General features: G+C 72.4%; 24 protein-coding genes, 1 tRNA gene and 1 pseudogene. 9 read left to right on the top strand and 17 right to left on the bottom strand.

What is annotated here, in order from left to right; genetic code table 11:
• Nucleotides 1-563 precede the first annotated feature (563 nt).
• Nucleotides 564-637 (bottom strand) — tRNA-Pro (locus ACTWJ8_RS32845).
• 147 nt (nt 638-784) lie between these two features.
• Here ACTWJ8_RS32845 and ACTWJ8_RS32840 point away from each other — a divergent pair.
• Nucleotides 785-1,495 (top strand): thiamine pyrophosphate-dependent enzyme, encoded by a 711-nt coding sequence (locus ACTWJ8_RS32840; RefSeq protein ID WP_443261188.1) that lies wholly within the window; start codon nt 785-787, stop codon nt 1,493-1,495.
• Between the two features lie 55 nt (nt 1,496-1,550).
• The gene (locus ACTWJ8_RS32835; protein WP_443261187.1) at nt 1,551-2,489 is read left to right on the top strand and encodes a transketolase; all 939 of its coding nucleotides are present in this window, start codon (nt 1,551-1,553) and stop codon (nt 2,487-2,489) included.
• On the opposite strand, the gene ACTWJ8_RS32830 is transcribed toward ACTWJ8_RS32835, so the two are convergent.
• The 8 genes from ACTWJ8_RS32830 to tdh form a co-directional block, all read right to left on the bottom strand.
• On the bottom strand, nt 2,446-3,750 hold the full coding sequence (locus tag ACTWJ8_RS32830; protein ID WP_443261186.1) for an MFS transporter: 1,305 nt from the start codon (nt 3,748-3,750) through the stop codon (nt 2,446-2,448). The two genes, ACTWJ8_RS32835 and ACTWJ8_RS32830, sit on opposite strands and share 44 nt — an antisense overlap.
• A gap of 102 nt (nt 3,751-3,852) precedes the next feature.
• Nucleotides 3,853-4,212: an MmcQ/YjbR family DNA-binding protein gene (locus ACTWJ8_RS32825; protein ID WP_356373630.1), complete on the bottom strand. Its 360-nt coding sequence runs from the start codon at nt 4,210-4,212 to the stop codon at nt 3,853-3,855.
• A 64-nt stretch (nt 4,213-4,276) separates the two neighbouring features.
• Nucleotides 4,277-5,233, bottom strand: a complete 957-nt coding sequence (locus ACTWJ8_RS32820; RefSeq protein WP_356373631.1) for an alpha/beta hydrolase — start codon at nt 5,231-5,233, stop codon at nt 4,277-4,279.
• 86 nt (nt 5,234-5,319) lie between these two features.
• Nucleotides 5,320-5,886, bottom strand: coding sequence for a GNAT family N-acetyltransferase (locus ACTWJ8_RS32815; protein WP_356373632.1), 567 nt, complete (start codon nt 5,884-5,886; stop codon nt 5,320-5,322).
• The gene (locus tag ACTWJ8_RS32810) at nt 5,883-6,491 is read right to left on the bottom strand and encodes a helix-turn-helix domain-containing protein (RefSeq protein WP_356373633.1); all 609 of its coding nucleotides are present in this window, start codon (nt 6,489-6,491) and stop codon (nt 5,883-5,885) included. The genes ACTWJ8_RS32815 and ACTWJ8_RS32810 overlap by 4 nt, the downstream gene beginning before the upstream one ends.
• Before the next feature lie 63 nt (nt 6,492-6,554).
• Nucleotides 6,555-7,457: a LysR family transcriptional regulator gene (locus ACTWJ8_RS32805; protein ID WP_356373634.1), complete on the bottom strand. Its 903-nt coding sequence runs from the start codon at nt 7,455-7,457 to the stop codon at nt 6,555-6,557.
• Between the two features lie 46 nt (nt 7,458-7,503).
• Nucleotides 7,504-8,694 carry a glycine C-acetyltransferase gene (locus ACTWJ8_RS32800; RefSeq protein WP_443261185.1) on the bottom strand — a complete coding sequence of 397 codons (1,191 nt, stop codon included), beginning with the start codon at nt 8,692-8,694 and terminating at the stop codon, nt 7,504-7,506.
• Nucleotides 8,695-8,746: 52 nt separating this feature from the next.
• On the bottom strand, nt 8,747-9,775 hold the full coding sequence (tdh, locus tag ACTWJ8_RS32795) for an L-threonine 3-dehydrogenase (RefSeq protein WP_356373636.1): 1,029 nt from the start codon (nt 9,773-9,775) through the stop codon (nt 8,747-8,749).
• Nucleotides 9,776-10,058: 283 nt separating this feature from the next.
• Between tdh and ACTWJ8_RS32790 the strand changes: the two genes are divergently transcribed.
• A complete protein-coding gene (locus tag ACTWJ8_RS32790) occupies nt 10,059-10,433 on the top strand; it encodes a hypothetical protein (protein WP_356373637.1) in 375 nt (124 codons plus the stop codon).
• Between the two features lie 118 nt (nt 10,434-10,551).
• Nucleotides 10,552-11,991 (top strand): amino acid permease, encoded by a 1,440-nt coding sequence (locus tag ACTWJ8_RS32785; protein ID WP_443261184.1) that lies wholly within the window; start codon nt 10,552-10,554, stop codon nt 11,989-11,991.
• Here the strand turns inward: ACTWJ8_RS32785 and ACTWJ8_RS32780 are convergent.
• From ACTWJ8_RS32780 to ACTWJ8_RS32750, 7 genes and pseudogenes are all read right to left on the bottom strand, one after another.
• The gene (locus ACTWJ8_RS32780; RefSeq protein WP_356373639.1) at nt 11,988-12,566 is read right to left on the bottom strand and encodes a GAF domain-containing protein; all 579 of its coding nucleotides are present in this window, start codon (nt 12,564-12,566) and stop codon (nt 11,988-11,990) included. The two genes, ACTWJ8_RS32785 and ACTWJ8_RS32780, sit on opposite strands and share 4 nt — an antisense overlap.
• A complete protein-coding gene (locus tag ACTWJ8_RS32775) occupies nt 12,563-13,159 on the bottom strand; it encodes a GTP-binding protein (RefSeq protein WP_356373640.1) in 597 nt (198 codons plus the stop codon). The genes ACTWJ8_RS32780 and ACTWJ8_RS32775 overlap by 4 nt, the downstream gene beginning before the upstream one ends.
• Nucleotides 13,137-13,508, bottom strand: a complete 372-nt coding sequence (locus ACTWJ8_RS32770; protein WP_356373641.1) for a DUF742 domain-containing protein — start codon at nt 13,506-13,508, stop codon at nt 13,137-13,139. Before ACTWJ8_RS32770 ends, ACTWJ8_RS32775 begins: the two co-directional genes overlap by 23 nt.
• Nucleotides 13,509-13,510: 2 nt before the next feature.
• Nucleotides 13,511-13,945 carry a roadblock/LC7 domain-containing protein gene (locus tag ACTWJ8_RS32765; protein ID WP_356373642.1) on the bottom strand — a complete coding sequence of 145 codons (435 nt, stop codon included), beginning with the start codon at nt 13,943-13,945 and terminating at the stop codon, nt 13,511-13,513.
• A gap of 93 nt (nt 13,946-14,038) precedes the next feature.
• Nucleotides 14,039-16,045, bottom strand: a complete 2,007-nt coding sequence (locus ACTWJ8_RS32760; RefSeq protein WP_443261182.1) for an ATP-binding protein — start codon at nt 16,043-16,045, stop codon at nt 14,039-14,041.
• Between the two features lie 241 nt (nt 16,046-16,286).
• On the bottom strand, nt 16,287-16,598 hold the full coding sequence (locus ACTWJ8_RS32755) for a DUF1905 domain-containing protein (RefSeq protein ID WP_443261181.1): 312 nt from the start codon (nt 16,596-16,598) through the stop codon (nt 16,287-16,289).
• A gap of 79 nt (nt 16,599-16,677) precedes the next feature.
• Nucleotides 16,678-17,284 (bottom strand): annotated as a pseudogene (locus ACTWJ8_RS32750) (helix-turn-helix domain-containing protein).
• Between the two features lie 130 nt (nt 17,285-17,414).
• Here ACTWJ8_RS32750 and ACTWJ8_RS32745 point away from each other — a divergent pair.
• Nucleotides 17,415-18,050, top strand: a complete 636-nt coding sequence (locus tag ACTWJ8_RS32745; RefSeq protein ID WP_443261180.1) for a class I SAM-dependent methyltransferase — start codon at nt 17,415-17,417, stop codon at nt 18,048-18,050.
• Nucleotides 18,051-18,069: 19 nt separating this feature from the next.
• Here the strand turns inward: ACTWJ8_RS32745 and ACTWJ8_RS32740 are convergent, their stop codons facing one another.
• The gene (locus tag ACTWJ8_RS32740) at nt 18,070-19,248 is read right to left on the bottom strand and encodes an MBL fold metallo-hydrolase (protein WP_443261179.1); all 1,179 of its coding nucleotides are present in this window, start codon (nt 19,246-19,248) and stop codon (nt 18,070-18,072) included.
• Between the two features lie 250 nt (nt 19,249-19,498).
• Between ACTWJ8_RS32740 and ACTWJ8_RS32735 the strand changes: the two genes are divergently transcribed.
• The 4 genes from ACTWJ8_RS32735 to ACTWJ8_RS32720 are packed head-to-tail and all read left to right on the top strand — an operon-like array spanning nt 19,499 to nt 25,672.
• Nucleotides 19,499-20,656 (top strand): acyl-CoA dehydrogenase family protein, encoded by a 1,158-nt coding sequence (locus ACTWJ8_RS32735; protein ID WP_443261178.1) that lies wholly within the window; start codon nt 19,499-19,501, stop codon nt 20,654-20,656.
• Nucleotides 20,653-22,317, top strand: a complete 1,665-nt coding sequence (locus tag ACTWJ8_RS32730; RefSeq protein WP_443261176.1) for a 5-guanidino-2-oxopentanoate decarboxylase — start codon at nt 20,653-20,655, stop codon at nt 22,315-22,317. Before ACTWJ8_RS32735 ends, ACTWJ8_RS32730 begins: the two co-directional genes overlap by 4 nt.
• Nucleotides 22,314-23,555, top strand: a complete 1,242-nt coding sequence (locus ACTWJ8_RS32725) for a Glu/Leu/Phe/Val dehydrogenase dimerization domain-containing protein (protein ID WP_443261175.1) — start codon at nt 22,314-22,316, stop codon at nt 23,553-23,555. Before ACTWJ8_RS32730 ends, ACTWJ8_RS32725 begins: the two co-directional genes overlap by 4 nt.
• Nucleotides 23,552-25,672 (top strand): acetate--CoA ligase family protein, encoded by a 2,121-nt coding sequence (locus tag ACTWJ8_RS32720; protein WP_443261174.1) that lies wholly within the window; start codon nt 23,552-23,554, stop codon nt 25,670-25,672. Before ACTWJ8_RS32725 ends, ACTWJ8_RS32720 begins: the two co-directional genes overlap by 4 nt.
• The last annotated feature ends 65 nt before the right edge of the window (nt 25,673-25,737 follow it).

Below are 25,737 nucleotides of genomic sequence, written 5' to 3'. Positions count from 1 at the left end.
CCCCTGTTGAGCTCAATTAGTCGCTGCCACTTGCCCAATACAGCATTACGATACAAAGCCGCCGACCTGTGGGGCTGGCTCGCCAGCCCCGGGTGACAGGTTGGTTGCACTGTCGGCTGACTCCTGGTCGTCAAGGACTGACCTGCCGCGCACAGTCCGGGCAGCGCCGCGTGGCGCTCAGCGCCGTGTTGCCCTCGGCGGTACGTGGGCGTACCCAGTCGGCGAGATCTGGATCTTGTCGAAATGCCCGGCTGGCTCTGCACCGGTGATTCCGAGCCCCGCGGATCAGCCCCGCCACCGTGGACGCCGAGCTCGACCGCGGTCTGCTTGGCCTGCTTACTGGCCCGGAACAGCGGGCTCGTCTCGCCCCAGGTTGATGATTCTGAGCGCGCTGGCACGCAAGGAATCGAATATGCGCACATCGGCCCGAGTGGGAGCAAACAGACAAAGGGACAGTGGGAGCCCGATCCCACTCGCCACGCTCCCACCGGGAGCGTGGGAGCAACAGAAAAAGGGCCGTTCGAAAACGGCCCTTCACCTGCGACGTTCGATCGTCCGAACTGTCGGGACGACAGGATTTGAACCTGCGACCCCTTGACCCCCAGTCAAGTGCGCTACCAAGCTGCGCCACGTCCCGGTACCCGTTGACCTGCGGTTTCCCCGCTGGCCGAACGCGCACAGAAACCATACCGCACTCGGGGCAGTGGTCGTGCATCGCTTTCGGTGCGGCACGGCCGGAGGCAGGGGTTGACCTCAAGCAAACTTGAGGTTGCAGGCTGCATGCATGACGTCCACAACGAGTGACCTCAGGCATGCAGAGCGGTACCAGGACCTGCCTCGGCTCATGAGTCTCATGACCGGCGACGAGAAGCACGGGCCCGCCGCCACCTCCACCCTCGATGTGTTGTGGGTGTTGTACGACCGCGTACTGCGGGTCCGGCCAGGAGCAGAAAACGACCCCGCGCGGGATCGGTTCCTGTTGTCCAAGGGGCACGGGCCCATGGCCTACTACGCCGTGCTCGCCGCCAAGGGCTTCGTGCCCGAGGAGTGGCTGAGCGGGTTCGGGGCGTACGAGTCGCCGCTCGGGCATCACCCGGACCGGGTGCTCGTGCCCGGTGTCGAGATCGGGAGCGGGTCCCTGGGGCACGGGCTGCCCATCGCCGTCGGGACCGCGCTCGGGCTGCGGGCCCAGGGGCTCGACGAACCCGCCGTGTGGGCCCTCGTCGGTGACGCCGAGCTGGACGAGGGCAGCAACCACGAGGCCATCGCCTTCGCCGGCGCCTTCGGGCTCGAGCGGCTGCACACCGTCGTCGTCGACAACCTCTCCGCCACCTACGGCCGCGCCGGCGGGATCGCCGCGCGGTTCGAGGCCGCCGGGTGGTCCACCGTCACCGTCGACGGGCGCGATCACGAGGCCCTGTATCAGGCGTTCACCGCGCCCCACCCCGGGCGGCCGCACGTCGTCGTGGCTCGCGTCGAGCCCAAGCTGGCGTGACCCCCGCTCCCCTCTCCTCTCCGTCACTCGCCCTCACCGGAAGGTAGAAGCTGCCATGGACACCATGCGTGACCGGTTCGCCCCCGTTCTCAGCCAGATCCTCGACGAGGATCAGCGCGTCGCCGTCGTGCTCGCCGAGATCGGGGCCGCGCCCTTTGTCGGGGCCGCTCAGCGGCATCCCGGGCGGGTGATCAACGTCGGGATTCGGGAGCAGTTGCTCGTGGGGGCCGGTGCCGGGCTCGCGCTCGCCGGGATGCGGCCCGTGATGCACACCTTCGCGAGCTTTCTCGTCGAGCGGCCCTTCGAGCAAGTGAAGTTGGACTTCCAGCATCAGGGGGTGGGAGGTGTGCTCGTGAGCGCCGGGGCGTCGTACGACGTGTCCTCCGGTGGGTTTACGCACATGGCGCCCGGCGATGTCGCGCTGCTCGACACGCTCGACGGGTGGCGGGTGCATGTGCCGGGGCATCCCGATGAGGCCGATGTGTTGCTTCGGCACGCCGTCGGGGCCGGGCAGGACGTCGTCAGTCAGTCGCGTGAGTACGTGCGGCTCTCCACGCAGAGCAATCGGGAGGCGCTGCCCGTCGACGGTGAGCGGCTGCTGACCGTGCGCGAAGGGCGGGGCGGTGTCGTCGTCGCCGTCGGGCCCATGCTCGACAACGTGCTCGCCGCCACCGAGGGGATGGATGTCTCCGTGCTGTACGCGACCACCGTGCGGCCCCTCGATGGGACCGGGCTGAGGCGGGCCGTCGAGGGGCAGGAGTCCGCCGACGTCGTGCTCGTCGAGCCGTATCTCGCCGGGACCTCCACCGGTGCTGTCAATGACGCGCTCGTCGATGTGCCGCACCGTGTGCTGGGGCTGGGTGTCGGGCGGCGGGAGCTGCGGCGATACGGGAGCGTCGAGGAGCACATCGCCGGGCACGGGCTCGATCCGGCGGCGCTGCGGGAGCGGATCAGTGGGTTTCTGCGCGGCCGCGTCTCCCCCGCACCGGCGTAGAGACGAGGGGGACGGCGTCCGCCCTGACCAGGTCTCTGATGGCCGGGACCGAGATCATCGTCGTCGCCACCAGGAGCGTGATCACGCCGCCCGCGAGGAGCACCTCGTGCGTGCCGAACGTGGCCGCCGCCGGGCCCGCCAGGGCCTGGCCCACCGGCTGCATGGCGATGGAGCCGGCTACCTCGTAGGCGTGGATGCGGTTGAGGACCTCGCGCGGGACCTGGGTCTGGACGCTCGTCGCCCACATCACGCCCCAGAACGACATGCCGGCCCCGGCCACCGCGCAGCCCGCCATCATCCACGGCACGCCGAGGCCCGCGCCCGCCGTCGCCGGGAACAGGGCGAAGCCGAAGAGGGCCAGGGCGCCCGCGCGCAGCATGCGGCGCGGGCGCACCCGCAGGGCGAGGACGCCGCCGATGACGGTGCCCGCGCCGAGTGCCGAGTTCACGAGGCCGTACGCGCCCGATCCGTGCTCCTGCGTGACCTGGACGGCCACCAGGGGGACGGCAGGGCCCCACGCTCCTATCATCAGGACGCACCAGACCGAGATCACGCCCCAGAGCCAGCGTCTGGATCTGAACTCCCGCCATCCCTCGACGAGTTCGGAGCGGAAGGCGCCGCGCGGGCGCGCCATGCCGGTGTCTCGCACCATCGGTGGCAGGCGCAGCAGGAGCAGGCAGGCGGCGCTCACCGCGTACGTCGCCGCGTGGGCCGCGAAGACCAGTCCGGGGGCGGCAAGGGCGACGAGCATGCCCGCGGCCGCGGGGCCCGCCAGTTGTGCGCCGGACTCCGCCACGCGGATCGCGCCGTTCGCCGCCTGGACGTCGGACGCCAGGCGCGGCACCGTGCCGGCCACGCCGGGCTGGAAGACCGCGGCCGCCGCGCCGTTGATCGCGCCGATGGCGCAGATCTGCCAGAGCACCACGTGCCCGGTGAAGAACATGACGGCCGCGAGGGACTGCGTGACCAGGCGTACGAGGTCGGCGCCGGTCATCAGCAGGCGTGTGTTGAAGCGGTCCGCCAGCACTCCACCGAAGATGACCAGGCCGGCGAAGCAGGCCACCGACGAGGCCATGGCGAGGCCGACCGCGCCCGCCCCGTACCCGTACTGGAGCAGGCCCGCCGCGAGGGCCACCGGCAGCATGCTGTCGCCGAGCTTGGCGACTCCCCTCGCGGTGAAGAAGAGGGCGAAGTCGCGGGTCCAGGTGCCGCGCCGGGACGCGACCTCGCCGTCCTTGCCGTCGACCGCGCGGTCGGCCATCCATGCACCCCGATCCTCGAACCCGTGACGCGGCGCCGCACGCGCGCGGCCCGCCCTCGCGAGCGGATCATGCCACGCGGATGTGGGCCGCCTCACGTGGTTTCATCCTGCACGTGGCAGGCCCAACTCGGGGTGTGCGTCCAGGAGTCGGGACGGGGCGGCCTGCCGCCAGGAGTCGGCGAGGATGTCGCGCAGCTCAGCCGTGTCCTCCAGGGCGGCGAGCCGGACGCGCACCCAGGCGAAGGACGCCTCGTGGTCGGCGATCCAGAACTTGTCCGGCTCGGCCAGGACCAGCTCGTCGCGCTCCTCCTTGGGGCAGCGCACCGCTATCGACGTCTCGTCCTCGGGCAGCGTGGCGAACATCTTCCCCGCCACCCGGAACGTGGGCATGCTCCAGGCGACCTTCTCGGTCGTGTCCGGAAGGGACAGGGCTACGGTGCGTACATCCTCGGCGTCCAGCATGCGACGAACGGTAGCCAACGCCACTGACAATGCCCGGGATCCGCGGAGGACGCCCCGCTCGCGGTCACGGCACGCGCTTGTCCAGCCACGCCACCAGGTCCGCCTGGACCTCGTCGCGGTTGGTCTCGTTGAGGATCTCGTGGCGGGCGCCCTCGTAGCCCTTCCAGGTGAGGTCGGTGACGCCCACGTAGCGGAGGTCCTCGAGGAGTTCGTGGACGAGGGTCATGCGCTGGTTGCAGGGGTCCTCGGTGCCGACGGCGATGTGGATCGGCAGGTCGTCGGGAATGCGGGCGAGGTTGGCGGGGTCGTTGATGCGGCGCACGGCGCGGACCCAGTCCAGGGCGAGGCCCGCCGAGAAGTCGAAGCCGCAACGCTCGTCGGCGACGTACTTGTCGACCTCCGCCTCGTCGCGCGAGAGCCACTCGAAGCCGGTGCGGTGCTCGTACGGGTCGTTGAAGGAGGCGAAGAGGTTGCCGACGTACGGCGAGGGGGCCGCGCGCCCGCCCTTCGCGATCTCGGCCTCAAGTGCCGCCATGTCGCCCTCGTTGTCCGCGCCGGGCAGGGAGCGGAAGGTGCCGGAGAGGATCACGCCGACGAGGTCGTCCGCGTACCGCTGCGCGTAGTCGCGCGCGAGCAGCGAGCCGAGGCTGTGGCCGAGCAGGACGAACGGGACGTTCGGGTGGACGGCGCGGGCCTGGTCGCCGATGGCCTTGAGGTCGTCGACGATCGACACCCACGCGTCGGTGGTCTCGGGGTCGCCGTCGTCGGTCACGCCGTAGCCGCCCGTGGACTGGGCGGTGGCGCCGTGGCCGCGGTGGTCGGACGCGATGACCGCGTAGCCGTGGGAGGTGAGGTGGCGGGCGAACCGGTCGTAGCGCAGTCCGTGCTCGGCGGCGCCGTGCGCGATCTGCACGAAGGCGCGGGGCCTGCCGCCTTCGGGCAGCCAGGTGTACGTGGCCACGGCGGCGCCGTCGCCGGTGCTGAGCGCGCTCGTCGTGTACGTCGGGTCGGTGGCGGTCATGCTGGCGACTCCCTCTCGAACGGTCCTGACGGCCCTGCGGCGGGACGGATGCGTGCTGGCCTGCATCTCCCCCGCACCGTAGGCCCTCATTCCTGTGGATCGGCCACCGGCACGAGCGGTCGGAGCCGTTTGTGGAACAGGGTCGTGGGGCGCAGCACCCCGGCCGGGTCGGCGGCGTAGTCGGGGATGACGCCGACCTCGTCCCAGCCGGCCTTGCGGTAGAAGTTCTCGGCCGGGCTGCCGGTCTCGGTGTCGAGGACCAGGAGGGTGATGCCCGCCTCGGCGGCGGCCCGTTCGGCGGTCGTGAGGAGGGTGCGGCCGAGGCCGGTGCCGCGGGCGCTGCCGTGCACCATCAGCTTGACCACTTCGGCGCGGTGGCGGCCGTTGGGCTTCTCGGTGAAGGCGAGCGAGATCGTTCCGACGCAGCGGCGGGACGCTCCGTCGGTGTCCGTCGCCACCCATACGGCCGTGCTTCCGTGTTCCACGGACGGGCCGACGTACGCGCGCCACCAGTCGGCCGCCTCGCTCGGTGTGAGGCCGTGCAGGAAGCCGAGCGAGCTGCCTCCTTGTACGACGTCGGCCAGGAGGGAGCCCAACTCGTCCACGTAGGCGGGGAATTCGGCGGGCGTGAGGCGGGTGCAGGTGAGCGTCACGGGAGGATCACCACCAGGGCGTAGCGGACGGGGTCGGGGCCCGGGCAGTGGAAGCGGGTGGGGCCCCAGAGGCGGAAGCGGAGGCAGTCGCCCGTCTCCAGGTGGTGCGTTTCGCCCTGGACGGTGAGGTCGAGGCGTCCTTGGAGCAGCCAGATGTGCTGTTCGAGGCCGGGTACGGGCGGGCGGTCGTAGGCGATGTCGGCGTACGGCTCGAGCGCGCCCTCGACCACTTCGCCGCGCAGGCCCGCCAGCGGCGGGGAGACGGAGCGGCGGGCGAAGCCGGTGGAGCCGTCGTGCCAGACCTGCTGGTCGGCGGCGCGTACGACCTGGGCGGGGGTGGATTCCACCTCGCTCAGGAGCTGCGACATGGTCCGGCCGTGGACCGCGCAGAGGCGGTTGAGGAGGGCGGCGGTGGGGCTGATCTCGGCGCGCTCGGCGCGGGACAGGGTGGACCGGCTGATGCCGCTGCGGTCGGCCAACTCGCCCAGGGACCAGCCTCGTTCGGCCCGGAGCTCGGCGAGGCGGGCACCGAGTCGGGCGTCGACGGGGTCCGGTTCCGGGTCGGTGGCGCCGCTCGACGGCGGATCACTCTCGTCGCGTCTCATATTCGGCACGGTATCCCAGATATGAGACAGCCGTGTTACGTAAAGGGGCCTGCCCCGGCGGACTCAGTCCGCCGCCGCCTCCCCCAACGCCTCGAGCACCGGTCTGATCAGCGGGTGCTCCTCCGCCCCGTGCCGCACCGCCGCGAAGACCTTGCGGGCCGGGGCCACGCCGTCGATCGGGCGGACCACGACCTGCGTGAGGTCCACGCCATGCAGCGCCGAGCGCGGGACGAGCGCCACGCCCGCGCCCGCGGAGGCGAGCGCGACGACGGCGCGGAAGTCGTCCGACGAGTGCTCGAACTGCGGGGAGAACCCGGCGTGCTCGCAGGCAAGGACCACCACGTCGTGGCAGGGGTTGCCGGGGTACGGGCCGATCCAGGTGTCCTTGGCGAGATCGGCGACCGGCACCCACTCCGCGGACGCGAGGCGGTGCGTGACCGGCAGGACCGCGTCGAACGGCTCCGCGTACAGCGGCACGCGCGTGATGCGGTCGTCGTCGGCGCCCGGCGCACCCCGGTACTCGACGGCGACCGCCACGTCGATCCGACGGTCGAGCAGCATCGGCAGGCTGGCGTCGCCCTCGGCGTCCTGGACGCGGACCCGGATGCCGGGCGCGGTCCGCGCGAGGCGGGCGAGCGCGGGGCCGACCACCAGGCCGATGCCGGTCGCGAAGGAGGCGAGCGTGACCGTGCCCGCCTCCCCCGTGCTGTACGCCGCCAGCTCGGCCTCGGCCTTCTCCAGCTGGGCCAGCACGGCGTTCGTGTGCGTGAGCAGGATCTCGCCCGCCGATGTCAGACGGACGCCGCGCGCGCCGCGCTCGACCAGCTTGTGGCCCGTCTCCTGCTCGAGCGCCGTGAGCTGCTGCGAGACCGCCGACGGCGTCAGGTACAGCGCGGCGGCAGCGGCCGTCACGGTGCGGTGGTCGGCCACCGCACGGAGGATGTGCAGCCGCCGCGCTTCGATCATGCGGTGATTCTCCCAAACGGGTCCGACAACGCCCGCGCGGGCGGCGTCAGCCCAGCTCGGCGCGGGCCGCGACGAAGGCGTCCACCGCCCGGTTCACGTCCTCCGCCGAGTGCGCCGCCGACAGCTGGACGCGGATGCGGGCCTGCCCCTGCGGGACCACCGGGTACGAGAAGCCGATCACGTAGACCCCGCGCTCCAGGAGCAGCTCGGCCATGCGGCCCGCGACGGAGGCGTCGCCGATCATCACCGGGGCGATCGCGTGGTCGCCCGGGAGGATGTCGAAGCCCTCCTCCGCCATCCGCGTGCGGAACAGCTTGGTGTTCTCCGCGAGGCGCTCGCGCAGGTCGCCCGCCGACTCCAGGAGGTCGAGCACCTTCAGGGACGCGGCGGCGATCACCGGGGCGAGGCTGTTCGAGAACAGGTACGGGCGCGAACGCTGGCGCAGCAGCGCGACGATCTCGGCGCGCGCCGCCACGTAGCCGCCGGACGCCCCGCCGAGGGCCTTGCCGAGGGTGCCGGTGATGATGTCGACCCGGTCCATCACGCCGTGCAGCTCGGGGGTGCCGCGGCCGCCGGGGCCGACGAAGCCGACCGCGTGCGAGTCGTCGACCATGACCATGGCGTCGTAGCGCTCGGCGAGGTCGCAGATGTCGGTGAGCGGCGCGACGTAGCCGTCCATGGAGAAGACGCCGTCCGTGACGATCAGCTTCCTGCGGGCTCCGGACGCCGCCTTGAGCTGCGCCTCCAGGTCGGCCATGTCGCGGTTGGCGTAGCGGAAGCGCCGGGCCTTGGAGAGGCGGATGCCGTCGATGATCGAGGCGTGGTTGAGGGCGTCGGAGATCACCGCGTCCTCGGCGCCGAGGAGGGTCTCGAACACGCCGCCGTTGGCGTCGAAGCAGGAGGAGTAGAGGATCGTGTCCTCCTGGCCGAGGAAGGCGGACAGGCGCGCCTCCAGCTCCTTGTGCACCTCCTGGGTGCCGCAGATGAACCGGACGGAGGCCATGCCGTAGCCCCAGCGGTCGAGCGCCGCGTGGCCGGCGGCGATGACGTCGGGGTGGTCGGCGAGGCCCAGGTAGTTGTTGGCGCAGAAGTTGAGCACCTCGCCGGGGCGGCCGCCCGCGGTGACGTCGACGGTGGCGGACTGCGGGGTGCCGATGACCCGCTCGGGCTTGTGCAGGCCGGCGGCCTCGATCTCGTCGAGGGTGGCCTGGAGGTCGGCGCGTACGTTGTCGAACATGACGTAAGTCCTTAAGGAGGCGGGGAGTTCGGAGGAGACGAGGCGCTGGGGCTCAGGCGGTCCAGTCGAGGATGACCTTGCCGCCGCGGCCGCTCGCCGCGTCGTCGAACGCCGCGTCGAAGTCGGTGTAGGCGTAGCGGCCGGTGATCACCGGGGCGAGGTCGAGGCCGCCCTCCAGGAGGACCGACATCGCGTACCACGTCTCGAACATCTCGCGGCCGTAGATGCCCTTGATGGTGATCATCGAGGTGACGATGCGGGCCCAGTCGACGGCGAACTCCTCGGACGGCAGGCCGAGCATGGCGATCTTGCCGCCGTGGGTCATGTTCGCGAGCATGTCGCGCATCGCGACGGGGTTGCCGGACATCTCCAGGCCGACGTCGAAGCCCTCGCGCAGGCCGAGTTCGCGCTGCCCGTCCGCGATGGTGGAGCGCCCGACGTTCAGGGCGAGGCTGACGCCGACCTTGCGGGCGAGGTCGAGGCGCTCGTCGCTGACGTCGGTGATCACGACGTTGCGGGCGCCCGCGTGCTTGGCGACGGCCGCGGCCATGAGGCCGATCGGACCGGCGCCGGTGATGAGCACGTCCTCGCCGACCAGCGGGAAGGACAGGGCGGTGTGCACGGCGTTGCCGAACGGGTCGAAGATCGCGGCGACGTCGAGGTCGACGGGGACGCGGTGCACCCACACGTTCGAGGCGGGCAGCGCCACGTACTCGGCGAAGGCGCCGTCGCGGCCGACGCCGAGGCCGACGGTGGCGCGGCACAAGTGGCGTCGTCCGGCGAGGCAGTTGCGGCACTTTCCGCACACCAGGTGGCCCTCGCCGCTGACCGTGTCGCCGACGGCGATGTCGCTCACGTCCCGGCCGGTCTCGACGACCTCGCCGACGAACTCGTGGCCCACGACCAGCGGGGCGCTGATGGTGGACTGGGCCCAGCCGTCCCAGCCGCGGATGTGCAGGTCGGTGCCGCAGATTCCGGTGCGCAGCACCTTGATCAGTACGTCACCGGGGCCGATGCCGGGCTCGGGGACGTCCGTCAGCCACAGGCCCGGTTCGGCCTTCTCCTTGACCAGCGCCTTCAACGGTTCGACTCCTGTCGTCGCGCACGCGGGCAGCACGAAGCGACCCGTGTGCGAGGGAGAGTGGGTGGTGATGGGTGCGATGCGGCATACCTCCGGATAGGTCCCGGATGCACCGCCGCCGCCCCAGACTCTTCCGTAAGCGAGCCGCCGGGTCCATCGAGCTTTTCTTAACCGCCGCCCCAGCTTTCCTTCAGGCCGGTGGGGTTGGGCCACGGGAACGGGCCGACGCACGCTCGCCGAACGGCATTTCGCTAAGGCTTCCGCAACCCCGAAAGGACGTCCTGTGCTGGCGCCGCTCCGGAAACACCTGCGAGACCCTTCCGGCCTCATCGACGTCGGCCCCGGCTGGTGGCATCTGGCGCTCGAGTGCCATCAGGCGGTCGCCGCCCAGTTCCCCGAGTACGAACTCTTGGCCGTGAAGCAGAAGTGGGCGACGCTCTCCTTCCAGGCGTTTCCGCGACCGTGGACACCGGGCGGCGGCAACTGGACGGATGCCGAGCGCTCACGCCTGCGCGCCATCACCGACTTCTTCGCCGTCCGCAGCGAATCCGTCTGCGAGCGCTGCGGCGCCGACGGGTCGCTGCGCGAGAGCCGGTGGATCGAGCTGACACTCTGCGAGGGGTGCGAGGCGCTGGTTCCGGGTGACGGTCGTCTCTGACGCGCACCGCCCACCGAACGGCGTGTCCGAATAACGGACACTGGACGCAGTGGCTCCCACCAGGTCGCATACTGCTCGCCGCACTTCCACACGTCTCAGATAGCGAACAGGCACGACCATGACACGGACCACCGTCACGGAACGGCCGCAGGAGGGGACCGATGTCGGCGCCACCGCGCACGACGTCGACGACCCCGCCACCGGCACCGAACTCGGCCACGGCCTCAAGCAGCGGCACCTTTCGATGATCGCCCTCGGCGGCGTCATCGGCGCGGGCCTCTTCGTGGGGTCCGGTGCCGGGATCGCCGCCGCGGGGCCCGCCGTCGTCCTGCTGTTCGCGGGCGCGGGCGCCGTGGTCATGCTGCTGATGCGGATGCTCGGCGAGATGTCCGCCGCGCGGCCTGCCACCGGCTCGTTCTCCGTGCACGCCGAGCGCGAACTCGGCGCCTGGGCGGGGGCCACCTCCGGCTGGATGTACTGGGTCATGCTCACGTGCGGCGTCGCCGCGGAGGCGACGGCGGCCGGGCAGATCATGCACGGCTGGGTGCCGTTCCTGCCCGCCTACGGCTGGGTCGCCGTCTTCATGGTGTTCTTCTGCCTGAGCAACCTGGCCGCCGTGCGGAACTTCGGCGAGTTCGAGTTCTTCTTCTCCGCGCTGAAGGTCACCGCGATCTGCGCGTTCCTCGTGCTCGGCGTGCTCGGCATCTTCGGTGTCTTCGGGGACGCCCCCGGCGCCTCGAACCTCACAGGACAGGGCGGCTTCTTCCCCACCGGCAGCTCGGGCCTCATCGCCGGCGTGCTCACCGCCGTCTTCGCGTACGGCGGCCTGGAGACCGTGTCCATCGCCGCCGCCGAGTCCGACAAGCCCCGCGAGAACGTGGCGCGCGCCGTGCGCACCGCCGTGTGGCGCATCGCGCTCTTCTACGTGGGGTCGATGGCGCTCGTCGTCGCCCTGGTGCCGTGGAACGACCCGGACGTCGCCGCCGACGGCCCGTACGTCACCGTCCTGAACGAGTTCGGCATCCCGGCCGCCGGCACGATCATGCAGGTCGTCATCCTTGTCGCCCTGCTGTCGGCGATGAACGCCAACATCTACGGCTCGTCCCGCATGGCCTACTCGCTGGTCTCCCGCGGCCTCGGCCCGCGCTTCCTGGCCCGCGTGCACCGGCGCGTCCCGGTGGCCGCCGTGCTCGCGTCCTGCCTCTTCGGGTTCTTCGCGGTGTTCGCCGGCGTCTGGTGGCCCGACACCGTGTTCACCTGGCTGATGAACACCACCGGCGTCGCCATCCTCGTCGGCTGGGTCTTCATCTGCCTCGCGCAGCTCAAGATGCGGCGCCGCCTGGAGCGCGAGTCGCCCGAGCTGCTGACCGTGAAGATGTGGGGCTTCCCGTATCTGACCTGGGTGGCCCTGGCCGCGATCGCCGGTGTGTTCGTCGTGATGGCGAGCACCGCCGACGGCCGCAACCAGCTGTTCGTGTCCGCGATCCTCGTCGTCGCGCTCGCCGCGGGCGGATACGCCAAGCAGCGCCGGGACGCCGCCCGTTCCGTGCGCGCCTAACCGAGCAGGTCGCCCCGGCCGCGTACCAGCTCCATCAGTTCCACCGCCATCGACTTGATGGTCGCGAGCCCCGCCCGTCCCCACGGGCGGGGCTCGCGCGCGACCGCGCACACCGTGCCGAGGGCCATCCCGGTCCGCTCGTCGATCAGCGGCGCGCCGAGGTACGAGCGGATCCCGATCTCGTCGACCACCGGATTGCCCGCGAACCGCGGGTAGTCGCACACGTCCTCCAGGACGAGCGCCTTGCGCCGCACCACCACATGCGGGCAGTAGCCGTGGTCACGCGCCATGTACCGGGCCTCCGACGCCACCGACTTCGCGGCCGACGCGGCCAGTTCGCCGCCCCGGTGCGTGCCCTCGGGGGTGTGCAGGCCAGCGAAGAACTGCCGGTTCTCGTCGATGAAGTTGACCATCGCGTACGGCGCGCCCGTGACCTCGGCGAGGCGGTCCGCGAACCGGTCGAACACCGGCTCGGCCCGCTGCCCCAGATCGAGCCTGCGCAACCGCCCCGCCCGCTCGGCGCCCTCCTTGTCCTGCGGGGTCAGCAGCAGCCGCCTGCTCGCGTCGTACGTCATGTGTGGGCTCCGTAACCGGTGGTCGCGGGGGCGTGGGCCAGCAGATGGCGTACGAGGGTGAGCAGGGTCTGGATCCCGGAGCTGGAGATCCGCGCGTCGCAGCGCACGACGGGCACCGCCGGGTCCAGGTCGATGGCGGCGCGCACCTCCTCGGGCTCGTAGCGGTAGGCACCGTCGAACTCGTTGATCGCCACGATGAACCCCATGCCGCGCTCCTCGAAGAAGTCGACGGCGGCGAAGCAGTCCTCCAGGCGGCGCGTGTCCGCGAGGATCACCGCGCCGAGCGCCCCTTCGGACAGCTCGTCCCACATGAACCAGAAGCGCTCCTGGCCCGGCGTGCCGAACAGATAGAGCACGTGCTCGGGGTCAAGGGTGATGCGCCCGAAGTCCATCGCGACGGTCGTCTCGACCTTGTTCTCGATGCCGTCGAGGTTGTCGGTGTCCGCGCTGACCGTGGTGAGCAGTTCTTCGGTGCTGAGCGGAGCGATCTCGCTGACGGCCCCCACGAAGGTCGTCTTGCCCACGCCGAACCCGCCCGCGACCAGGATCTTCAGTGCGGTGGGGAACGGGTCAGAGCTGTCGTCGTAGTCCATCGAGCACTGCCTCCAGTAGGGACCGGTCAGTGGGGTTGTCGTGGAACGTGGGGGGCTTCGTGGTGACCGCCTGGCAGTCGACGAGGTCGGACAGGAGCACCTTGGTCACTCCCGCCGGCAGCTTCAGATGACCGGCGATCTCCGCGACCGATGTGGGTTGCGCACACAGGTCGAGCGCCTGGCTGTGCTCGGGACCCAGGTAGCCGAGGGGGGTCGCCCCGGTGGCCATGACATGGGTGAGCAGATCCATCGACGTGCTCGGCCGGGTGCGTCCGTTGCTGATCGCGTACGGACGCACGAGCCGGCCCGCGGCGCCGTCCAGCCAAGGCCCGTCCTGCGGGGCCGCCACCGTCAATTCCTCATCGCCGTGGGCTCGGCGGACGGCTGCCGGGGAGCGGTGACCAGGTAGGGGCGCACGCTCTTGACGAGCATCGCCATCTCGTAGCCGAGCACCGCCGCGTCGGCCTCGCGCCCGGCGAGCACCGCGAGGCAGGTGCCGGAGCCCGCGGTCGACACGAACAGCAGCGCCGAGTCGAGCTCGACCACCACCTGCCGTACGTCACCGCCGTCGGCGAACCGGATGCCCGCGCTGCGGCCGAGCGAGTGGAGGCCCGAGGCGAGGGCCGCCATGTGGTCGGCGCTGTCGGCGTCGAGCCCGTGCACGGACTTGACGAGGCCGTCGGACGACAGCAGTACGGCGCTGTTGGTGTGGGGAACGCGCTGGACGAGGCCGCTCATCAGCCAGTCGAGATCGGACACATGACCCGTCGGCACATCGCTCGCCATGGGGGATCGACTCCTTGGTGGACTGCTGGGTGTGGTGCTGTCGGGTGGGGGGACGGCGGGGCGGGGGCGGGTGCGTCGTCGTGGTTCTTGTGGTCATGCGGGGGCGCCGCCGCCCTGCTCGCCGGGGTCCGGCTCCCGCTGCGCGGGCGGTCCTCCGTCGCCGGGGGCTGCCTCGCCGGGGGCGCGGGGTTCGGCGGACTCGGCGAGCGTGATGCCGCGCTGGAAGGCGGCCATGAGGCCGGGGTCGTGGAGGGCGTGGGGCGCGTCGTCCTGGCGGGGCGCCGGGCCGCCGCGCAGTTGCGGGGCGATGTGCTCCTGGGCCCTGCGGCGCGGCAGTTGGGGGCGGCCGGCGGAACTCTGGACGAAGGGTTCGGGGCGGGCCGTGACCTGGGGTTCGGCGTGGGCCGCCGCCTCGCGGGCCTCGGGGCGGATGCCGGGGAGCGCGTCGGCGGGCGTGGGGCGTGCGTCGCCCGTGATGCGCTGCGGGAGGGGGGCGTGGGCACCGGGGCGCGCGGTCGCGGGCGGTTGGGCGATGGGGGTGCCCGCCGGGGGCGTCCCCATGGTCGTCTGCCGGGGCACGGCGGCGTAGGTGCCGGTGGTGGTCGGGTCGGGGGTGGGCGAAGGGGGCTGGGGGGCGGGGGCGTTGGCGGGCCGGGTGGTGACAGGTGGGTGGTTGGCGGGCGGGGTGCGCGGGGCGGCGACCGGCGCGTTCGCCGGGGCGCCCTGCGGTGCCGGGCGCGTGCCGCCCGGGTTCGCGCCGGTGGGCGGCGGGCCCGGCCGATGGCCGTTCTGCGACGGCGGGGCGTGCTCGGAGCCGAGCACGCTGTCCGCGGTCGCCGCGGCGGCGGCCTTGCGCACGTGCTGGATCCGTACGCCGCCGGGGTTCGTGTCGTCCTCGCCGCCGAGCAGGTCCTGGGGCAGGACGAGGACCGCCTGCACTCCCCCGTAGATGTTGGTCTGGAGGCGCACCGTGATGCCGTGCCGCCGTGCGAGCTGCGAGACCACGAACAGGCCGATGCGGCCGTCCGCGAGGAGGCTCGCCACGTTGACCTGGTCGGGGTCGCTGAGCAGCGTGTTCATCTTGTTCTGCTCGGTGACCGGCATGCCCAGGCCGCGGTCCTCCACCTCGATGGCGAGCCCGGAGGTCACCTGGTTGGCGCGGAGCAGGACCTGGGTGTGCGGAGCGGAGAACACCGTGGCGTTCTCGACGAGTTCGGCCAGCAGGTGGATGCAGTCGGCGACGGCGTGCCCGCGCAGGGTGCCGTCGATGGGCGGCACCAGTTTCACGCGCGAGTACTGCTCGACCTCGGCGATCGCGGAGCGCATCACCTCGGTCATGGAGACGGGCTGGCTCCACTGGCGGCGGGAGACGGCGCCGCCGAGCACGGCGAGGTTCTCGGCGTGCCGTCGGGTGCGGGTGGCCATGTGGTCGACGTGGAAGAGGCCCTTGAGCAGGTCGGGGTCCTCGACCTGGTTCTCCAGCTCGTCGAGGAGGCTGATCTCCCGGTGCACCAGCGACTGGAGGCGTCGGGCGAGGTTCACGAACACCTCGACCTTCTGCCGGCTGCCGGTCTGGCTGGACAGCTGGGTGGCCTGGACGACGGCGGTGACGGCGATGTCGTGGCCGCGCGCGAGGTCGGCGGCGAGCCGGTCGAAGTCGTCGCCGCCGGGCGCGCGGACGGCGGGGGCGCGGCGCGGGGGCGGGTCCTCGCCCTTGCGCAACTGTTCGACGAGCCCGCGCAGTTCGGCCTGACCGTGCGCGACGCTCTGGCGCAGCGCGAGCAGCCGGTCCCGTACGGAGGCGGCGGCGCGCCGGGCCGCGATGGCGGCGATCACGATGCCGGCGACCGTCACCAGGCAGGCGCCGCCCAGCACCGCCCACAGGGTGATGCTGGGCCGAAGGCCGGTGTGCTGGAGCACGAACAGCACGGCCGCGCTCGCGCCGAGGGCCACCGCGAGCGGCGGCAGGACGGCGATGCGCAGCAGCTGGGACCGTATGTGCGTCTCGGTCGGGTGCGGCGCGGCCCGCCCGGCCGGCCTGCCGTGCCGACCGCCTTCGCGGCGGTCTGCGCGGGCGGCCGGCTGGCGGAGCTGGGACATACGACGACCTCAGTGGGGGTGGCTCGACGGATGAGAAGACAACGGTGCAAAGACAGCGGTCAGCGCGACCGGGCGTCGCGCGGCGAGCACACACGGTAGTCGCCAACGGCATATACGCGAGGGGCAGTTGACAAACTCCGGCGGTCCAGGTCCCGCTCTGGTATGAGTGCTCGCACCTACGACCGAATACGTTGCCGGGGTGCGCCCGCACGGGCGTTCACCTGCTCAGCCGTTCGGGCGTTCAGCCGTTCAGTCGCTCCAGGAGTCGGACGGTGACGGTGTCGCCCTCGTCCTTGCCGATCGCCTCGCGCAGGTCCGCCTTCACCGGCAGCTTGTGCGTGCCGTCGCCGAGGGCCATGAACGAGCTGCGGAACGGCCGGCCGTCGATGGTGCCGCGCACCTTCACGAGGCCGCGGGTGCCGAAGAACTCCACGGACTCGGGCCACACGACGTAGATCCAGCCGCCCTTGTTCGGGCTCTTCCGGAGCGTCGCGGTGAACTGCTTGTCGAGCACGGATGCCCGCTCAGGAGCGGATCCGGTGATCTTGTTCATGCCATGCCTCCGTGTCGTTGATGTTCATCAGGGGAGACCGGGACCGGAGGCGGAATTCATCGCGGGGCGCCCGGGTCTCTCACACGGGTTCACTCGGCTCGTCCGGCCTGAAGCGCGCCCTGATGTGCATGCGCTCGCCCTGCGGTCCGAGGATGCTGAGGAACTCCACGGCGCGGTCGTCCGCGTTGCCGAACCAGTGCGGCAGATGGGTGTCGAACTCGGCGGCCTCGCCCTCCGTGAGCACGACGTCCTGATCGCCGAGGAGGACGCGCAGCCGCCCCTTCAGGACGTACAGCCAGTGGTAGCCCCTCGTGGGAGCGCGGCTCGGGCTCGCGGCCGGTGGTCAGGCCCGCCGGGAGGATCTGCTTGAACGCCTGGAGGCCGCCGGGCTTGCGGGTCAGCGGGACGATCGTGGCGCCGTTGCGGACGATCGGCTTCGGGTGCACGCGCGGATCGAGGTCGTCCGGGGCGCCGACCAGCTCGTCGATCGACACCTGGTGGGCCCGCGCGAGCGGCAGCAGAAGCTCCAGTCCGGGCTTGCGCTGTCCCGACTCGAGGCGGGAGAGGGTGCTGATCGGGATTCCGGTGGTCTCGGACAGGGCCGTCAGAGTGGCGCCCCTGCGCTTGCGCAGCTCCCGCAGCCTCGGTCCGACCGCGGCCAGCACTCCGTCGACGTCGTCGCTCATACGTCCACGGTGCCCCGCTTTTGCGTTTTCCGCAAAGAAGTTTGCCCGAACGGGAGGGCGGAGCGACCTTGGCGTCGACGGGACACACAGTCGACGGCGGCACACACCAGTGAGAGGCAGGCCGAGCGCCATGGACAACGACACCGCACAGGAGTGGGACGAGCGCTACCGCGCCAGCGAGCAGCTCTTCAGCGGCAATCCGAACGGCGTGCTGGTAGACGAGGTGAGCGACATGCGGCCCGGCCAGGCGCTCGACGTCGGCTGCGGCGAGGGCGGCGACGCCCTGTGGCTGGCCCGGCGCGGCTGGCGGGTCACCGCGGTCGATGTCTCCGAAGTGGCGCTGCGGCGGGCTGCCGCGGCGGGGGCCGACGTGGAGGACCGGATCGCCTGGGCGCGCGCCGACCTCGCCGTCACGCCGCCGCCCGCGGGGGCCTTCGACCTGGTGACCGTGCAGTACTTCCCGCTGCTGCGCGCATCGGGCTCGGCGGCGGCGCGCGGGATCGTCGACGCGGTGGCGCCCGGCGGCACGCTGCTGTTCGTCACGCACGCCCTCGCGGACCTGACGCAGGCTCCGGAGGTGACCGCAGAGTTCGACCCGGCCGACTACTACTGGGCCGAGGACATCGCGGCGCTCCTCACCGAGAGCACCGAGGACGGGCGCGCCTGGAAGGTCGAGGTCGACGAGACCCGCCCGCGCACCGCCCCGGCCCCGCCCGGCACCCACCACCACCGCGACACGGTCCTGCGGGCGGTCCGGACGGCGTAGCACCCACCGGGGACCACGCCTACCGCGCGATGACGATCTCCTCCGCTCCCGGCACGGGACCGGCCACCGGCCACCCGCCCTGCGGCTCCGTCGCGACGGCGCGCCACCACTGCTCGGAGGGCAGCTCGTCGGCGCCCGGCTCGAAGGGCTCGCCCGGCCGGGGCAGCGCGATGCGCGCGGCGGCCCTGCGGGCTGCGGTGACGGTGCCCTCGCCGGGCTCGGGCCAGGCGTGCGGCGCGAGGTTGAACGTGCCCCAGTGGATCGGCAGCATCGGCCCGGACACGGGACCGCCCTGAAGGTCGAGGTGGGCCTGGATGCCCTGCTCAGGGGTCATGTGGATGTCGGGCCAGAACTCCGAGTAGGCACCGATCTGGATCATCGTGACGTCGAATGGGCCGTGCTCGGCGCCGATGTCCTTGAAGCCGGCGAAGTATCCGGTGTCACCGCTGTGGAAGACCCGGTGCTCGGGGCCCTGGGCGACCCAGGACGCCCACAGGGTGTGCTGCGCGTTGCGCAGGCCGCGGCCGCAGAAGTGGCGCGCCGGGGTCGCGGTCAGGGTCACGCCCCCGACCTGGGTCGACTCGTGCCAGTCCAGCTCGCGCAGCCGGTCCTCGGGCACGCCCCAGTGCTCCAGGTGGGCGCCGACGCCGAGCGGCACGGCGAAGACGGTGTCGGTGTGGGCGAGCGCCTTGATGGTGGGCATGTCGAGGTGGTCGTAGTGGTCGTGCGAGATCACCACCACGTCGACCGGGCCGAGCGCGGCGAGGGGCAGCGGCACGGGGTGCAGCCGCTTGGGGCCCGCGAAGGCGAACGGGGAACAGCGCTCGCCCCACACCGGGTCGAACAGCACCCGCACTCCGTCGATCTCGGCGAGGACGCTGGAGTGCCCCATCCATGTGACGCGCAGTCCGCTCGGGGCCGGCTTCGACAGGTCGGCCAGGGTCGTGGCGTGCACGGGCACCGTGCCCGCGGGCGCGCGGCGAGCGCGGTCCTCCTTGCGGAAGTACACCTTCGCGAAGTCGAGCATCGAGCCGTCGGGCCGGGTGCGGGCGCCCTCCGGGTTCTGGAAGGAGCCGTCCGCGAAGTTCGGTGACCGGCGGATGCGGTCGAGCCGGGCCCCGGTGGGCTCGGCGCCGAAGGCGTCGGGCTGGAGCGAGCGCAGACCGGAAGTCAGAGAACGTGACACGGCGCCTCCCATTGATCGATCAGGTTTCTCATTATGTGCGGCACCACTGACAACGCACCGGGCGCCCGCCGTGTGCCCGCATTCCCGTCCGCGTGACGGGCGTCTCTTACTGCCACCCTCACCCCACACCCGAGCGCCTCGCCGCACCCACGCCCGAGCGCCTCCCACAAACTGATCCAGCATTCAGTAACAGTTCGATTGACAGCGCTCTCGACGACTCCGGATACTGACCGACGATTCAGTAATGTCGTCAGGAGGCACCGTGTCGGAACTCCCCACCGAACTGGTCCCGCTCACTCCCGAACAGCACGCCGTCGTCGACCTCGCCCGGACGTTCGCGGCCGAGGAGATCAGGCCCCGCGCGCGTGCCGTCGACGAGGCGGACGTCGAGACTCCCTGGGACCTGTGGCGCAAGGCGGCCAAGGTCGGCATCACCGGCTTCATGCTCCCCGAGGAGTTCGGCGGAGGCGGCTTCACCGACGTGTTCACGCAGGTCCTGGTCCAGGAGGAGCTGTGCGTCGGCGACCTGGGCATCGGCAATCTCCTCTGCTCCAACGGCTTCTTCGCCGACCCGGTGCTCGCGCTCGGCACCGAGGAACAGCAGCGCACCTGGCTCACCCCGCTCGCGGGCCCCGACACCCCGATGACGGCGCTCGCCACGACCGAGCCCGGCGCCGGTTCGGACGCCGCGTCCATCACGACGGCGGCACACCGCACCGAGGGCGGCTATCTGCTCAACGGCCAGAAGGCGTGGATCTCGAACGCCGGAGAGGCCGACCGCTACGTGGTGTTCGCCAAGACGGACCCCACCCGGCGCTCGCGCGGCGTGAGCGCCTTCCTGGTGCCCAAGGACACCGAGGGCGTCACCTTCGGCGAGCCGATGCGCAAGATGGGCCAGCGCGCCATCGTCTGCCGGGAGATCTTCTTCTCGGACGCGTTCGTCCCCGAGGAGAACCGGCTCGGCGACGAGGGCCAGGGATTCGTCGGCCTGATGCGCACCTTCGACATCTCGCGGGTCGTCCTGGGCGCCGCCGCCACCGGAGTCGCCCGCGCCGCCTACGAGTTCGCGCGCGACTACGCGCGCACGCGCGTGCAGTTCGGCAAGCCGATCGTCGAGCACCAGGCGGTCGCGTTCCGCCTCGCCGACATGCGCACCCGCATCGAGCAGTCGCGCCTGATGACCTGGCGCGCGGCCCGCCGCCTGGACGCCGGCAAGTCCGCCACCACGGAGGCGGCGATGGCCAAGCTCACGGCGTCGGAGACCGCCGCGTACTGCACCTGGGCGGCCGTGCAGACGCTGGGCGGCTGGGGCTACTCGCGCGAGTTCCCGGTCGAACAGTGGATGCGCGACGCCAAGTTGGAGGAGATCGAGGAGGGCACGTCCGACATCATGCGCCTGATCATTGCGAGGTCCCTGTGACCACTCAGCACGAACCCGCCGCGATACCGCGTCACAGTCCCCACCCCACGGCGGACCCCACCCGCCTCACCGGCGGCGAGGCGCTCGTCCGCGCCCTCGCCGCGCACGGCGTCACCCGCGCCTTCGGCATCCCGGGCACCCACAACCTGGAGATCTACGGCCACTTGGCGGCCTACGGCGTCGAGCACGTCGCACCGCGCCACGAGCAGGGCGCCGGTTACGCGGCGGACGCGTACGCGCGCGTGACGGGCACGCCCGGCGTGGCGATCACCACCACAGGGCCCGCGCTCCTGAACATCGCGGCGGCCGTCGGACAGGCCTACTCGGACAGCGTGCCGCTGCTCGTGGTGTCGCCGGGGATGCCGCTGCGCCACCCGCGCCAGTCGACCGGGCTGCTGCACGAAATGCGCAGCCAGACCGAGGCTTTGCGGAACGTGGCCGCCTTCAGCCACCGGGTGTCCTCGGTGGCGGAGATCGGGGTCGCGGTGGCCCGCGCGTTCACGCTGTTCCGCTCGGAGCGGCCGCGCCCGGCCCACATCGAGATTCCGCTCGACCTCCTGGAGGCGAAGGAGCCCGCGGGCGCGCCCCGCACCGCTCCCCCGGCCGCGCCGCGCGTCCCCGACACCGCGCTTCTCAAGGAGGCAGCGCGTTTCCTCCGCGAGGCGGAGCGTCCCGCGCTCGTCCTCGGTGGCGGGGCGCGCGGCGCGGCGGGTCAATGCCTGGCGCTCACCGAGCAGTTGGCCGCCCCGGTGGTCACCACGGCGAACGGCAAGGCGATCGTCGACGAGCAGCACCCGCTCTCGCTCGGCGTGTCCCTGCACAGCCCGGCCGTCCAGGAGTGGCTGACCACCCGCGACGCGGTCCTCGCGGTCGGCACCGAGCTGGCGGAGTCCGACACGTGGGTCACTGAACTGCCGCCCTTCCAAGGGCGGTTGATCCGTGTGGACATCGACGCGGCGCAGATGTACGCGGGCGGCTCCCCCGCGGACGTGCCGCTGGTCGGTGACGCCGCGGCCACGCTCGACGCCCTCGTGCAGGAGACCCGAGAAGCGCGCGCGGCCGACCCCGTGCGCGCGCACGCCGAAACCGCCGCCCTCAAAGCGGCCCGCAACGCCGAGTCGCAGCCCCGGGACGCGCACTGGCTGCCCTTCCTGGACGCGATCCGCGACGCGCTCGCCCCGGACGCGATCGTCACCTCCGACAGCGCCCAGTGCTGCTACTACGGCGCCCTGCCGCACCTCACCCTGGGCCCGCGCGCCCGCTATCTGCACCCCACCGGGTTCGGCACGCTCGGCTACGCGCTGCCCGCCGCGATCGGCGCCAAGGCCGCGCACCCGGAGCGTCAGGTCGTCGCGCTGAGCGGCGACGGCGGGCTGCAGTTCTCCGTCCAGGAGCTGGCCACGGCCGCCGCGCTCCAACAGCCCCTGGCCGTCGTCGTGTTCGACAACTCCGGCTACGGAGAGATCCGCGACGAGATGAAGGCCCGCGGCGACGCCCCGCTCGCGGTCGACCACGCGCGCGTGGATCTGCCCGCGCTCGCGCGCGCCTACGGAGGGCACGGCGCGACGGCCCGTACCCCGGAGGAGCTCGCGAAGGCGCTGAGCACCGCCCTGACCACTCCCACCCCCACCCTGATCGTCGTTCCTGAGGAGACCGCATGACCGCCCCCACGCCGCCCACGCCCGCCACCACCGCCACTCCCCCGACGACTCCGACGACTCCTACGGCCCCCCTCACCCAGCTCACCTGGACCGACCACGTCACCGGCCGCAACGGCTACCTCGTCGTCGACCGCCTGGTGCGCGGCGTCTCCAGCGGTGGCCTGCGCATGCGGGCCGGCTGCTCGCTCGACGAGGTCGCGGGGCTCGCGCGCGGCATGACGATGAAGGAGGCGCTGCACTACAACCCGGAGGGCCGGTACATCCCGCTGGGCGGCGCCAAGGGTGGCATCGACTGCGACCCGCAGGACCCGGAGGCGTACGGGGTCCTCGTGCGCTACCTGAAGGCGATGCGCCCGTACATCGAGTCCTTCTGGACGACGGGCGAGGACCTCGGGCTCACCCAGGACCTGGTCGACAAGGCGGCGGCGGAGGCGGGCCTCGTGTCGTCCATCCAGGCCGTGTACCCGCTCCTGGACGACGAGGAGGCGGCGAGGCAGCGGCTCGCGGACGCCTTCGCGGTGGACGTCGACGGCATCGGCCTGGACGAGCTGGTGGGCGGCTGCGGCGTCGCGGAGGCCGTCCTCGTGGCGCTCGACCGCGCCCAGGTGCCGTACGAGGGCACCCGTGTGGCGCTTCAGGGGCTCGGCACCATGGGCGGCGCCACGGCCCGCTTCCTCGCGCGCGCGGGGCTGACCGTCGTCGCCGTGGCCGACCTGAAGGGCACCATCGCCAACGACTCCGGGCTCGACGTGGAGGCGCTGCTCGCGGCCCGCGACGCCTACGGCACGGTCGACCGCGAGCTGCTGCGCCCCGAGGACCGCGAACTGCCCGGTGACGCCTGGCTGTCGGCGGACGCGGACGTGCTCGTGCCCGCGGCCGTGTCGTACGCGATCGACGCGGCGAACCAGGAGCGGATCACGGCCCGCTGGGTCGTCGAGGCCGCGAACATGCCGGTCCTCCCGGACGCCGAGGAGCTGCTGACCCGGCGCGGCATCACCGTGCTCCCCGATGTCGTCGTCAACTCCGGTACGAACGCCTGGTGGTGGTGGACCCTGTTCGGCGACATCGGCGCCGACGCGGACGAGGCGTTCGCCTACACGCGGCGCTCCATGCGCGCGCTGATCGACCAGATGCTCGCGCGCGCGGAGGGGGACGGCACGACCCCGAGGGCCGCGGCGCACGCCATCGTCGCGGACCGGCTGCCGATCCTCGCGGAGAGGTTCGGGTGGTACAGGTGACGACGACAAGCAGCCTGGACGCGCTGTACGACCCGGCGTCCGTCGCGGTCGTCGGCGCGTCCGACAACCCGGAGAAGTGGGGCTACTGGCTCGCCACGGGCGCCCTGACGGGACGGGGCCGGCGCACGGTCCACCTGGTCAACCACAAGGGCGGCCACCTCCAGGGCGAACCGTTCCGCCCCGCCCTGTCCGCACTGACCGCGCCGCCCGAGCACGTCGTGGTCGCGGTCCCACCCCACCAGGTGCGCCCGGTCGTCCAGGAGGGCCTGGACGCCGGCGCCCGCTGCTTCACGGTCATCACCTCGGGCACGGCCGAGGAGCACTCGCTAGCGGACCTGGTCACCTCGCACGGCGCCCGACTGCTCGGCCCGAACTGCATGGGCATCGTCGACACGACGAGCCAACTCCGGCTCAGCTGGGGCGACTTCCCGACCGGCGGCCTCGGCCTGGTCTCGCAGAGCGGCAATCTGGCCCTGGAGATCGGCCGCCACCTCGCCCGCGCGGGCGCCGGCTTCTCGCGCTTCGTGTCGCTCGGCAACCAACGCGACATCGACGCCGCCGACGCCCTGGAGTCGCTGATCGCCCACGCGCCCACGAGAACGATCGCGGCGTACGTGGAGGACTTCCGGGACGGCCGCCGCCTCGCGGACGTCCTGGCGGCCGCCCACGCGGCGGGAAAGCCGGTCCTGCTCCTGACCGTGGGCCGCAGCGCGGCGTCGGGCCGCGCGGCCGCCTCCCACACGGGCGCCCTGGTGAGCCCGCACGCGACGGTGGCCGCGGTCTGCCGCGACGCCGGCGCCCTCCTCCTGGACTCGGCGGGCGAACTCGTCGACACGGCCCTCCACTTGATGACCCCACCCCCTTCCCTCGTACGTTCCCGCCCCTCCCCCCACCGCCACGAAACCCCACCCCCGCCCACCGACCTCCCACCCAGCGCCACACCCGCCCCACCGCACCGGATCGCCGTGATCGGGGACAGCGGCGGGCAGGGCGCGCTGGCCGCCGACGCGTTCGCCGCGCACGGCTTCGATGTGCCCGCGCTCGCCCCGGACACCGTGGCCGCCCTGGGCGCGCAGCTGCCGCCCGGCGCGGGCCGCGCCAACCCGGTCGACCTGGCCGGGGCGGGCGAGCAGGACCTGGCCGCCTACGCGCGCGTGGCGGCCACACTGCTGCACGGCGGGGACGCGGACACGGTCGTGCTCACCGGCTACTTCGGGGACTACGCGAGCGCCAACCCGGCGCAGGCCGACCGCGAGTGCGAGATCGCGCACGCCCTCGCCGACGCGGCGGACGCGTCCGGTCGGGCCCTTGTGGTGCACACTATGGCCCGCGACACGCCGGCGCTCGCCGTCCTGCGGGAGCGCGGCGTCCCGGTGCACGAACGCGTCGAGCAGGCCGCGAAGGCCCTGGCGGGCGCCGTGCGCCTGGCGTCCGCGGAGCCGCGCCTCCCCGAGGAGCGGACCGGGCCCCCGGCGGCGTACGAGGTCGAGGACGGGGGCTACGAGCGGGTGCGGGAGCTGCTCGCCTCGTACGGGGTCGCCTTCCCCACCGCGGAGTTCGTGTCGGACGCGGACGCGGCGGTGGAGGCCGCGCACCGCACCGGATATCCGCTGGTGCTCAAGGCGATGGGGCTCGCGCACAAGACGGAGGCGGGCGGTGTCGCGCTGCATCTGGCGGACGAGTCCGCGCTGCGGGCCGCGTTCGCGCGGATGCGGGAAGCCACGGGCGCCGAGCGCTACGCGGTCGAGGCGATGGCCACTCCCCCGTACGCGCGGGAACTCATCGTCGGTGTGCGCAGGGACGCGGCGTTCGGGCCCGTCGTCATGGTCGGCGCGGGCGGTGTCACCGCCGAGCTGCACGCCGACACCGCCCTGGCCCTCGCCCCGCTCGCTCCGGCACGCGCGCGTGCGCTGCTGCTCGAACTGCGGCACGCGCCGCTCCTGACCGGGTGGCGCGGGGCCCCCGCCGTTCATCTGGAGGCGGCGGTCGCGGCGGTGTGCGCGGTGGCGCGGGCCGCGGCCGACCATCCCGAGCTGGCCGACCTGGAGGTCAATCCGCTGCTCGTGCACCCCGGCGGCGCGATCGCCCTGGACGGGCACGCGGTCGTCGGGCACTGACAGGGCCCGACCGAACCAACCCGACCGACACACAGCCCGAAGGGCTCCCACCCGCGAGGTGGGAG

It is taken from the genome of Streptomyces sp. SDT5-1 (genome assembly GCF_052245995.1).
In the GTDB taxonomy this organism is placed as follows: Bacteria; Actinomycetota; Actinomycetes; order Streptomycetales; family Streptomycetaceae; genus Streptomyces.
Note: the sequence above shows the minus strand (reverse complement) of the source record. Positions and strands in the feature narration are given on the sequence as shown.